Raw genomic sequence first — 10971 nt, forward strand, 5'->3', positions numbered from 1 at the left:
TCAGCTCCTGTGTTGTCCGTACGACGGTGAGGGGGCCGCAGGTCCCTGGCGGGCGTCGAGCGCGGTGAGCGTGTCGCGCAGCCCCCGGTGTACATCCTCGTACACCTCGATGTGTCCGTCGGTGGCGAGGTGGTCGGCGTCGCCCAGCCGCTCCAGCCGCGCGTCGACCCCGGCGTTGCCGGTCGGGGTGCGGGGCACGTCCAGCGGGGCGGGGGCGGCGGGGTCGTGGCCGGGTTCCGGCTCGGCCTTTTCGTCCCCCGCAGGGGCCTCGGGCGCAGTGTCGCTCATGCCCAGACGCTACCCCGAAGGCCTGGGGTACCGTCGATCCCGATGGCCACGATCGAAGAATGCCGCGCAGCGCTCGAGAAGCTCTCGGACAACATGGACCGCGCCGAAGGGGACGTCCGCGCGGCCGCCTCCCTGGACCGGTCGGTGAGCTGCCTGATCACCGACCTCGATGTCACGTTCGTCGGCAGGATGACCGGTGGCCGGATCGTGGTGCAGGACACGCTCCAGGGCCCCCCGCGGGAGAAGGCCCAGATCAGGTTGGCCATGAAGGGCGACGACCTGCTCGCGATGGTCGACGGCGAACTGCACTTCGCCCGGGCCTGGGGCTCGGGCCGGGTGAAGCTGGAGGCCGGCCTGCGCGACCTGTTCCAGCTCAGGAAGCTCCTGTAGCGCCGGCCCTCGTCCGCGCACGCGCCCTCCGTGCCGCCGGCACGACCAGCGGCGTGCCCGTCTCGGGGTCGTCGATGATCCGGCAGCGCAGCCCGAACACCTCCTCGACCAGGCCGGCCGTGACGATGTCCTTCGGCGCGCCCTGCGCGACGACCCGCCCCGCACGCAGGGCGATGAGGTGGCTGGCGTAGCGGGCGGCGTGGTTGAGGTCGTGCAGCACGGCGACCAGCGTCCGGCCCTGTTCCTCGTGCAGCTCCGCGCAGAGGTCGAGGACGTCGATCTGGTGCTGGATGTCGAGGTACGTCGTCGGTTCGTCGAGCAGCAGCAACGGCGTCTGCTGGGCGAGCGCCATGGCGATCCACACCCGCTGGCGCTGCCCGCCGGACAGTTCGTCGACATGTCGATCGGCGAGCTCGGCGACCCCGGTCCGCGCCATCGACTCCCTGACGACCCGCTCGTCCTCGCCGGACCACTGGCGCAGGACGCCCTGGTGCGGGTAGCGGCCGCGGGCCACCAGGTCGGCGACGGTGATGCCGTCGGGCGCGATCGACGACTGCGGCAGCAGGCCCAGCGTCCGCGCGACCTTCTTCGCCGGCATCGACTGGATGACCTGCCCGTCCAGCAGCACCCGGCCCCGGCTCGGCCTGAGCATCCGCGACAGGGCCCGCAGCAGTGTCGACTTGCCGCACGCGTTCGGGCCGACGATCACCGTGAAGGAGTTGTCCGGGATCTCCACCGACAGCTGCTCGGCGATGACCCGCTGATCGTAGGCGAGGGTGACGTTCTCGGCGGACAGGCGGTTCACTGCGCTCCTCTGGGTGTCGGTGTCCGGCTCCGTGCAGCCGCTTGCCTCCGTCTCCGTGCAGCCGCTCGCGTCCGGCCTCGCGGAGCCGCTCATATCCGGCCCGCCCTGCGTTCGGCGACCAGCAGCCACAGCAGATAGACGCCGCCCAGGACCCCGGTGACCACGCCCACGGGCAGCTGGTCGGCACCGAAGACCCGCTGCGAGGCCCAGTCGGCGGTGACCAGCAGGGCGGCACCCATGCACAGGGACGACAGCAGGTTGGGGCCCGGCGAGCGGGTCAGGCGCCGGGCGAGCTGCGGCGCGGTGAGCGCCACGAAGCTGACGGGTCCCGCGGCGGCGGTTGCGGTCGCGGTGAGCAGCACGGCGGCCACCATCAGCAGCGCCCGTACCCGCTCCACGCGCACCCCGAGAGCGTTCGAGACGTCGTCGCCCATCTCCATCAGCCTGAGCCCGCGCGCGCCCGCGAGGACCGGCGGGACGAGCACGGCGCACAGCGCGAGCAGCGGCCGGACCTGGTCCCAGTCGCGGCCGCTGAGGGAGCCGGTCATCCACACCACCGCACGGGCGGCGTCGACGATGTCGGACACCGTGAGCAGATAGCCGTTGACCGCGGTGACGATCGCGGAGACCCCGATACCGACCAGGACGAGCCGGGAACCGTGCACGCCCCGCTTCCAGGCGAGCAGATAGATGGCGAGCCCGGTCGCCAGTCCGCCCGCGAGGGCGCCCACGGTGACCTGGGCGGCGCTGCCGGAGAACAGCACGATCACCACCAGCGCCCCGGCCGTCGCCCCCTGCCCGAGGCCCAGCACGTCCGGGCTGCCCAGCGGATTGCGGGTGACGGCCTGGAACAGCGCGCCGCCGAGGCCGAGCGAGGCGCCGACCAGCAACCCCACCAGGACGCGCGGCAGCCGCAGCTCGTCGACGATGAACTCCTGGCTCGCGCTGCCGTTCCCGGCCAGGGCCCTGAGCACGTCGCCGGCCGAGATCGGGAAGTCGCCGGTGCCGATCAGCAGAACGCTCGCGGCGAGCGCGGCGAGCAGCAGGACGACGACCACGGCGGCGGCCCGGACGTCCAGGCGCACGGAGAGCCCGCCCGGGGACCTCAGCACACGGTGGCCCCTCACAGCTGCGCCGTCCTGCGCCGCCGTACCAGGAAGATGAAGACCGGCCCGCCGATGATCGCGGTGACGATGCCGACCTGCAGCTCCGAGGGGCGGGCGACGACCCGGCCGAGCACGTCAGCGCCGAGCAGCAGCACGGGCGCCAGGACCGCGGCGTACGGCAGGATCCAGCGCAGGTCGGGCCCGGTGAAGGAGCGCACGGCGTGCGGGACCATCAGCCCGACGAAGGCGATCGGTCCGCAGGCCGCCGTCGCCGCCCCGCACAGCACGGTCGCGGCGAGCATGGACAGCGCCCGGGTGCGGTTCAGGTCCGCGCCGAGCGCCTTGGCGGTGTCGTCGCCCATGGCCACCGCGTTGAGCGGCCGGGCGAGCACGAGGGCGAGGACCGTGCCGGCCGCGATGAACGGCAGCACCCGCAGGGTGGTCGAGCCGGTCGCCGAGGCGAGCGAACCGACCGTCCAGAAGCGCATCTTGCTGAGCGCCGCCTCGTCCGTGATCATCACGGCCTGGAGATAGCCGTAGAGGGCGGCGCTGATGGCGGTTCCGGCGAGCGCGAGCCGCACCGGCGTCGCGCTCCGGCTCCCACCGAGGACCCACACCAGGGCTCCCACGGCGGCCGCGCCGAAGAAGGCGAACCACACATAGCCCTCGAGGCTCGTGACACCGAAGTACGTGATGGCCGTGACGACCGCGGCCGACGCGCCCGCGTTGATGCCGAGCAGACCTGGGTCGGCCAGCGGATTGCGGGTGAGCGCCTGGAGCACCGCGCCGGAGAGGCCGAGCGCCGCGCCGGCGAGCAGCCCGAGGGCGGTCCGCGCCAGCCGCTCGTCCACGACGACGTCGCCGTAGGTCCACGTGCTCCGGAACAGTCCGTGCCAGACCTGTTCCGGGGACAGTTCCTTCGCACCGATCGCGATGCTCGCCAGGGCGACGAGCGCCAGCACGGCGAGTGCGAGGAGAAGGCCGGAGGCGCGTATCGCCCGGCGGGTCGGGGGCGCGGGGGCGGTGTCCGCGCGCTGTTCGGGAGGACTGTCGACCAACACGTAGTTAGGTTAGCCTACCCTCGCTTCCCCGCTCGATGGGGTGGCCACTCACCTGCCCGCCCCCCTCACCTGTCCGGCGACCGACCTCCCCGACCTCGCACCTGCCCGGCGACTGACCTCCCGATCCCTCACCTGGCCGGCAGCTGACCTCCCCGACCCCTCACCTGCCCGGCGGCTGACCTCCCCGATCCCTCACCTGGCCGGCAGCTGACCTCCCCGGCCTCGCACCTGCCCGGCGTCTCACCCAACCCCCGGTTCACAACTCCAGCCGCGCCAGCGCCTTCCCCGCATCCAGCCGGCACTCGCCCTCACCGGCAGCGGTCCAGGCAGCCGCGCACAGTGCCCGCAGGCCGTCCAGGGGCGTGCCGTCACCGTCCAGTTCCAACCGGTCCGAGGTCGCCGTGGCCGTCCAGCCGCCGCACCGGAAGCCGTCCTGCGCTCCGGTCACCTCCGGCTGTCCCGCCAGCATGCCGCGCAGATCGGCGTCGACGTACGTCGGCCGGTGCCGGGGCGGTGCGGCCAGCAGCTTCGCGCCGTCGGTGACGCCGGTCAGGACGAGCAGCGAGTCCACCTCGCCGTTGAACGCGCCCTCGATGTCCGTGTCCAGCCGGTCCCCGACCACCAGCGGCCGCTCGGCGCCCGTCCGCAGGATCGTCTCCCGGTGCATGGGCGGCAACGGCTTGCCCGCGACCTGCGGTTCGGCGCCGGTCGCTATCCGCACCACCTCCACCGCCGCGCCGTTGCCGGGCGCGATCCCGCGACCGCTGGGAATCGTCAGGTCGGTGTTGGAGGCGTACCACGGCACCCCGCGCGCGATGGCGTAGCACGCCTCGGCGAACCGCCCCCACCGCAGCTCGGGCCCGCCGAATCCCTGCACCACCGCCGCCGGATCGTCCTCCGCCGACTCCACGGGCTCCAGTCCCCGCTCCCGCAGGGCGACCCGCAGCCCCTCGCCCCCGATCACCAGCACCCGGGCCCCCGCGGGCACCTGCTCGCTGATCAGCCGCGCGACCGCCTGCGCGGAGGTGATGACGTCCGCGGCGCCGGTCGGGATCCCCAGCTCCGTCAGATGGTCGGCCACCGTGTCCGGCGTACGCAGGGCGTTGTTGGTGACGTACGCCAGACGCATCCCACCGCCCCGGGCCGTCGCCAGCGATTCGACGGCGTGCGCGATGGCGTGGCCGCCCGCGTACACCACCCCGTCCAGATCGAGCAGCGCCGTGTCGTACGCCTCGCTCAGGGCCCGGCCACTGCCCTCCGGCCTCGTCCTGACGCTCTGGCTCATTCCACATCGCTCCTCGATCGACGGCTCTCCCCCGATCATCCCTCACGCCTCTGACACACGTACGATGCCGGGATGAACTCAGCAGGTCACTCGGAAGCGACGGCGCGCCGGGGCCTGGAACTCACCCCGTTCCGAGGCCTTCGTTACGACCCGGACCGGGTCGGCAGCCTGGCCGCCGTGACATCGCCGCCGTACGACGTCGTCGTACGACCCGACGGCCTGCACCACCTCCAGTCCGCGGACCCGTACAACATCGTCCGCCTGATCCTGCCGCAGGCCCCGACGGCCGGCGCGCGCAACGAGCAGGCGTCCGACACCCTGCGCCGCTGGCTGTCCGACGGCGTCCTGGCCGCCGATCCCGAACCCGGCCTCTACGTCTACGAGCAACACGACGGCGACGGCCTGCTCCAGCGGGGCATCATCGGCGCCCTGCGTGTCTCGGACCCGTCGGAGGGCGTGGTGCTGCCGCACGAGGACGTCATGCCGCACGTGGTCGCCGACCGCGCGGACCTGATGCGGGCCACCTCCGCCAACCTCGAACCCCTGCTCCTGACCTACCGCGGCAACGGCACGCCGTCGGCCGCGAGCGAGCTCGTGGAAGACGTCGCCGGCCGCCCCCCGCTCCTCGCCACCACCACCGAGGACGGCTACAGCCACCGCCTGTGGTCCATCACCGACCCGGCCGACCTCGAACGCGTCCGGTCCGACCTCGCCCAGCACCAGGCCCTGATCGCCGACGGCCACCACCGCTGGGCCACCTATCGCCGGCTGCGTATGGAGCACGGCTCGCCGAGCCCCTGGGACTACGGCCTCGTCCTCCTCGTCGACACGGCGCGCTACCCGTTGCGCGTCCGCTCCATCCACCGCCTCCTGCACGGGCTGCCGGTCGCCGACGCGCTCGCCGCCCTGGAGGGCCGCTTCCGCGTCCGGCACCTGCCGGTGCCGCTCCCGGACGCCCTGGCGGCCCTGGCGGACAGCGCCTGCGCCGGCAACGCGTTCCTGCTGGCCGGCGACGGCGCCTTCCACCTCGTCGACCGCCCGGACCCGGACCTCCTGGCCCGTACCGTCCCCGTCGACCGCCCCGTCGCCTGGCGCACCCTGGACGCGACGGTCCTGCACGCCACGCTCCTGGCCCATGTCTGGGGCATCCCCGAGGACGACCCCGCCCGCATCGCCTACATCCACGACGCGGCCGCCACCGTCGAGAAGGCGGAACGCGACGGCGGTACGGCCGTCCTGCTGCACCCGGTCCGCGAGGAGGTCGTCCGGGACCTGGCCCGTCAGGGCGTGACGATGCCCCGCAAGTCGACGTCGTTCGGCCCGAAGCCGGCATCGGGACTGGTGCTGCGCACGCTGGACCTCTGACCCCGGTCCGGTGCGCCGGACCCCGGCACACGAACCCGAAAGCGACGGGACCCACGAAAGGGCGGGGCCCAGGAAAGGGGCGGGACCGCATGGCCCCGCCCCTTCACAGCACTAAGGATCAGTCCTTGTCGTCGCCCGCCTCGGCGCCGGCGTCCTCCTCGGCGTCCGCGCCGTCAATGCCGCCGACGCCGCTGTCGCCGCCGACGCCGCTGTCGCCGCTGTCGCCGCTGTCGATCTCATCGTCCTCCGCGCTGTCGTCGGACGCGTCGAAAGCGTCCACGAACTCCACGCCGTCCAGCTCGGCGAGCCGGTCCGAGGCGTCCGTGCTGCCGTCCCGGTCGGCCTCGACGGCCTTCGCGAACCAGTCGCGCGCCTCGCCCTCGCGACCGGCGGCGAGCAGAGCGTCGGCATACGCGTACCGCAGCCGCGCGGTCCACGGCTGCACGGAGTTCGAGGCCAGCTCGGGACTCTGCAGCGTGACGATGGCGGCGTCCAGCTGCTCCATGTCGCGCCGTGCGCCGGCCGCGACGAGCCGCATCTCGACCTGCCCGGCCTTGTCCAGCTTCTGCACCTCGGGCGCGCCAGCCATGTCCAGCGCCTTCTCCGGCCGTCCGAGCCCACGCTCGCAGTCGGCCATCACGGGCCACAGGTCCACGGTGCCGGTCATACGCCGCGCGGCCCGGAACTCGGCCAGCGCCTCGGAGTACTTCTGGTTCGCGTACGCGGCGAACCCGGCCGCCTCACGTACGGCGGCCACGCGCGACGCCAGCCGGAGCGCCACCCGGGAGTAGGCGTAGGCGCCCTCGGGATCCTCGTCGATGAGCCGGGCGACCATCACCAGGTTCTTGGCGACGTCCTCCGCCAGCGTCTTCGGCAGGCTCTGCAGCTCCTGCCGCACGTCCTTGTCGATCTCGTCACCGGTGACGTCCTCGGGGATGGGCAACCGCTTGATCGGCTCCCGGTCCCGGTCCCGGTCCCGGTCGCGATCCCGCTCCCTGGGCCGCTCGTCACGGAACCGACCGCCACCGCCGCCGCGCCGGTCGTCACGTCCCCGCAAACCACCGGGACGCCCACCGCGGTCGTCACGCCGAGCCCCACCGCGTCCACCCCGTTCATCACGCCCGCGGAACCCACCGCGCTCACCCCGGTTGTCGTCACGCCGACCGGGGCCGTAGCCACCACGCTCGCCGTCCCGACGCTCACCACGGTCGTCCCTGCGGTCGTCTCGGCGGTACGGCGGTCGGTCACCGCGGTCGTCTCGGCGGTCGTCCCGGCGATGCGACGGACGGTCACCACGGTCGTCCCGGCGGTCGTCCCGGCGATACGACGGACGGTCACCGCGGTCGTCCCGGCGATCATCGCGCCGGTCGTCACGGCGGAAGGACGGGCGGGGAGCACGGTCGTCACGGCGGTCGTCACGACGGAAGGACGGGCGGGGAGCACGGTCGTCGCGCCGGTCGTCACGGCGATACGACGGACGGTCACCGCGGTCGTCCCGGTCATCGCGGCGGTACGACGGACGGTCATCGCGCCGATCGTCACGACGGTCGTCACGACGAAAACCACCGCGGTCGCCTCGGTCATCGCGGCGATCGTTGCCGCCACGGTCGTACCCGCCACGGCGATCGTCCCTACGGCCATAGCCGCCACCACGGGTGTCGTCGCGCCGGAAGCCACCTCGGTCGGCATCACGACGCTCGCCACGATCGTCCCGGCGGTCGTCGCGGCGGTCGTCGCGGCGGTCGTCGCGGCGGTCGTCGCGGCGGAAGGACGGCCGGTCAGAGCGGTCGTCGCGGCGGAAACCACGGTCGCGGTCACGGTCGTCCCGACGCGGACCGCGGTCCCGGTCGTCACGCTGGAACGCCGGGCGGCCACCGCGGTCGCCTTCGCGCCGATCCTCACGCCGGCCGTACCCACCACCTCGGTTGTCGTCCCGCCGATTGTCGTCACGACGGTCGTCGCGGCGGAAACCACCGCGGTTGCCGCGGTAGCCGCCGCGCTCGCCACGGTCCCCACTGTCCCGTCGCCGCTGGTCGCGCTCCGGTCGGTCGTCGGGAGAGTTGGTGGACATGGTGACTCCTGTCTTAGGTACCGCAAGCATTGTAAAAAACGAAAGGACCCCTGGTCCCAGCTGAACGCTGGGACCAGGGGTCCTTCCAAAGATTGTTCGGCGGCGTCCTACTCTCCCACAGGGTCCCCCCTGCAGTACCATCGGCGCTGTAAGGCTTAGCTTCCGGGTTCGGAATGTAACCGGGCGTTTCCCTCACGCTGTAACCACCGAAACCCTAATGGTTTCGAGCGAACAAGCACACTCTTCAATTATGCGTTCTGCTCAAAGCCGGCAACGGTCGTTGCCTCAGAACAAACACAGTGGACGCGAGCAACTGAGGACAAGCCCTCGGCCTATTAGTACCGGTCACCTCCACCAGTCACCTGGCTTCCAGATCCGGCCTATCAACCCAGTCGTCTACTGGGAGCCTTACCCTCTTATAGAGGTGGGAGTCCTCATCTCGAAGCAGGCTTCCCGCTTAGATGCTTTCAGCGGTTATCCCTCCCGAACGTAGCCAACCAGCCATGCCCTTGGCAGAACAACTGGCACACCAGAGGTTCGTCCGTCCCGGTCCTCTCGTACTAGGGACAGCCCTTCTCAAGACTCCTACGCGCACAGCGGATAGGGACCGAACTGTCTCACGACGTTCTAAACCCAGCTCGCGTACCGCTTTAATGGGCGAACAGCCCAACCCTTGGGACCGACTCCAGCCCCAGGATGCGACGAGCCGACATCGAGGTGCCAAACCATCCCGTCGATATGGACTCTTGGGGAAGATCAGCCTGTTATCCCCGGGGTACCTTTTATCCGTTGAGCGACGGCGCTTCCACAAGCCACCGCCGGATCACTAGTCCCGACTTTCGTCCCTGCTCGACCCGTCGGTCTCACAGTCAAGCTCCCTTGTGCACTTACACTCAACACCTGATTGCCAACCAGGCTGAGGGAACCTTTGGGCGCCTCCGTTACCCTTTAGGAGGCAACCGCCCCAGTTAAACTACCCATCAGACACTGTCCCTGATCCGGATCACGGACCCAGGTTAGACATCCAGCACGACCAGACTGGTATTTCAACGACGACTCCACACGAACTGGCGTCCGCGTCTCAAAGTCTCCCAGCTATCCTACACAAGCCGAACCGAACACCAATATCAAACTGTAGTAAAGGTCCCGGGGTCTTTCCGTCCTGCTGCGCGAAACGAGCATCTTTACTCGTAGTGCAATTTCACCGGGCCTATGGTTGAGACAGTCGAGAAGTCGTTACGCCATTCGTGCAGGTCGGAACTTACCCGACAAGGAATTTCGCTACCTTAGGATGGTTATAGTTACCACCGCCGTTTACTGGCGCTTAAGTTCTCAGCTTCGCCCGACCGAAATCGGACTAACCGGTCCCCTTAACGTTCCAGCACCGGGCAGGCGTCAGTCCGTATACATCGCCTTACGGCTTCGCACGGACCTGTGTTTTTAGTAAACAGTCGCTTCTCGCTGGTCTCTGCGGCCACCCCCAGCTCGGAGTGCAAGACTCGTCACCAGGTGTGGCCCCCCTTCTCCCGAAGTTACGGGGGCATTTTGCCGAGTTCCTTAACCATAGTTCACCCGAACGCCTCGGTATTCTCTACCAGACCACCTGAGTCGGTTTAGGGTACGGGCCGCCATGAAACTCGCTAGAGGCTTTTCTCGACAGCATAGGATCATCCACTTCACCACAATCGGCTCGGCATCAGGTCTCAGCCGTATGCAAGGCGGATTTACCTACCTTGCGGCCTACACCCTTACCCCGGGACAACCACCGCCCGGGCTGGACTACCTTCCTGCGTCACCCCATCACTCACCTACTAACCGCTTGGTCCGGCGGCTCCACCACTCCCCTTCGCCCGAAGGCTCCGGGGCGGCTTCACGGCCTTAGCATCACGATGCTCGATGTTTGACGCTTCACAGCGGGTACCGGAATATCAACCGGTTATCCATCGACTACGCCTGTCGGCCTCGCCTTAGGTCCCGACTTACCCTGGGCAGATCAGCTTGACCCAGGAACCCTTAGTCAATCGGCGCACACGTTTCTCACGTGTGAATCGCTACTCATGCCTGCATTCTCACTCGTGAACCGTCCACAACTACCTTCCGGTGCTGCTTCACCCGGCACACGACGCTCCCCTACCCATCACAGCGGGCGTTGACCCTCATGCTGCAATGACACGACTTCGGCGGTACGCTTGAGCCCCGCTACATTGTCGGCGCGGAATCACTAGACCAGTGAGCTATTACGCACTCTTTCAAGGGTGGCTGCTTCTAAGCCAACCTCCTGGTTGTCTCTGCGACTCCACATCCTTTCCCACTTAGCGTACGCTTAGGGGCCTTAGTCGATGCTCTGGGCTGTTTCCCTCTCGACCATGGAGCTTATCCCCCACAGTCTCACTGCCGCGCTCTCACTTACCGGCATTCGGAGTTTGGCTAAGGTCAGTAACCCGGTAGGGCCCATCGCCTATCCAGTGCTCTACCTCCGGCAAGAAACACACGACGCTGCACCTAAATGCATTTCGGGGAGAACCAGCTATCACGGAGTTTGATTGGCCTTTCACCCCTAACCACAGGTCATCCCCCAGGTTTTCAACCCTGGTGGGTTC

9 protein-coding genes and 2 rRNA genes (1 of these 11 cut by a window edge) are annotated in these 10971 nt (G+C 69.5%); 2 read left to right on the forward strand and 9 right to left on the reverse strand.

The window, feature by feature from the left end; all coding sequences use genetic code 11:
• On the reverse strand, positions 1–288 hold the full coding sequence (locus tag ACJ9NR_RS09005; RefSeq protein WP_412491711.1) for a hypothetical protein: 288 nt from the start codon (positions 286–288) through the stop codon (positions 1–3).
• Between the two features lie 42 nt (positions 289–330).
• On the opposite strand from ACJ9NR_RS09005, the gene ACJ9NR_RS09010 reads away from it, so the two are divergent.
• Positions 331–678, forward strand: a complete 348-nt coding sequence (locus ACJ9NR_RS09010; RefSeq protein ID WP_412491712.1) for a sterol-binding protein — start codon at positions 331–333, stop codon at positions 676–678.
• Here ACJ9NR_RS09010 and ACJ9NR_RS09015 read toward each other — a convergent pair.
• The 4 genes from ACJ9NR_RS09015 to ACJ9NR_RS09030 form a co-directional block, all read right to left on the reverse strand.
• Positions 662–1483, reverse strand: a complete 822-nt coding sequence (locus ACJ9NR_RS09015; RefSeq protein WP_412491713.1) for an ABC transporter ATP-binding protein — start codon at positions 1481–1483, stop codon at positions 662–664. The genes ACJ9NR_RS09010 and ACJ9NR_RS09015 overlap by 17 nt on opposite strands.
• An 89-nt stretch (positions 1484–1572) precedes the next feature.
• Complete coding sequence (locus ACJ9NR_RS09020; protein ID WP_412491714.1) at positions 1573–2595, reverse strand: FecCD family ABC transporter permease; 1023 nt, start codon at positions 2593–2595, stop codon at positions 1573–1575.
• Between the two features lie 11 nt (positions 2596–2606).
• Positions 2607–3650 (reverse strand): FecCD family ABC transporter permease, encoded by a 1044-nt coding sequence (locus ACJ9NR_RS09025; protein ID WP_412491715.1) that lies wholly within the window; start codon positions 3648–3650, stop codon positions 2607–2609.
• A gap of 256 nt (positions 3651–3906) precedes the next feature.
• Positions 3907–4935: an HAD hydrolase-like protein gene (locus tag ACJ9NR_RS09030; RefSeq protein ID WP_412491716.1), complete on the reverse strand. Its 1029-nt coding sequence runs from the start codon at positions 4933–4935 to the stop codon at positions 3907–3909.
• Between the two features lie 72 nt (positions 4936–5007).
• Here ACJ9NR_RS09030 and ACJ9NR_RS09035 point away from each other — a divergent pair, with 72 nt between their 5' ends.
• Positions 5008–6300, forward strand: coding sequence for a DUF1015 domain-containing protein (locus ACJ9NR_RS09035; RefSeq protein WP_412491717.1), 1293 nt, complete (start codon positions 5008–5010; stop codon positions 6298–6300).
• A gap of 118 nt (positions 6301–6418) precedes the next feature.
• Here the strand turns inward: ACJ9NR_RS09035 and ACJ9NR_RS09040 are convergent, their stop codons facing one another.
• The 4 genes from ACJ9NR_RS09040 to ACJ9NR_RS09055 all read right to left on the reverse strand — a co-directional run.
• On the reverse strand, positions 6419–7243 hold the full coding sequence (locus ACJ9NR_RS09040) for a hypothetical protein (RefSeq protein ID WP_412491718.1): 825 nt from the start codon (positions 7241–7243) through the stop codon (positions 6419–6421).
• A complete protein-coding gene (locus ACJ9NR_RS09045; protein ID WP_412491719.1) occupies positions 7135–8307 on the reverse strand; it encodes a hypothetical protein in 1173 nt (390 codons plus the stop codon). The genes ACJ9NR_RS09040 and ACJ9NR_RS09045 overlap by 109 nt, the downstream gene beginning before the upstream one ends.
• Before the next feature lie 158 nt (positions 8308–8465).
• Positions 8466–8582, reverse strand: a 5S ribosomal RNA gene (gene rrf / locus ACJ9NR_RS09050).
• A gap of 104 nt (positions 8583–8686) precedes the next feature.
• Positions 8687–10971, reverse strand: a 23S ribosomal RNA gene (locus ACJ9NR_RS09055); it runs 835 nt beyond the window's last position.

The sequence above is a fragment of the Streptomyces sediminimaris genome, assembly GCF_047049295.1.
Lineage (GTDB): Bacteria > Actinomycetota > Actinomycetes > Streptomycetales > Streptomycetaceae > Streptomyces > Streptomyces sediminimaris.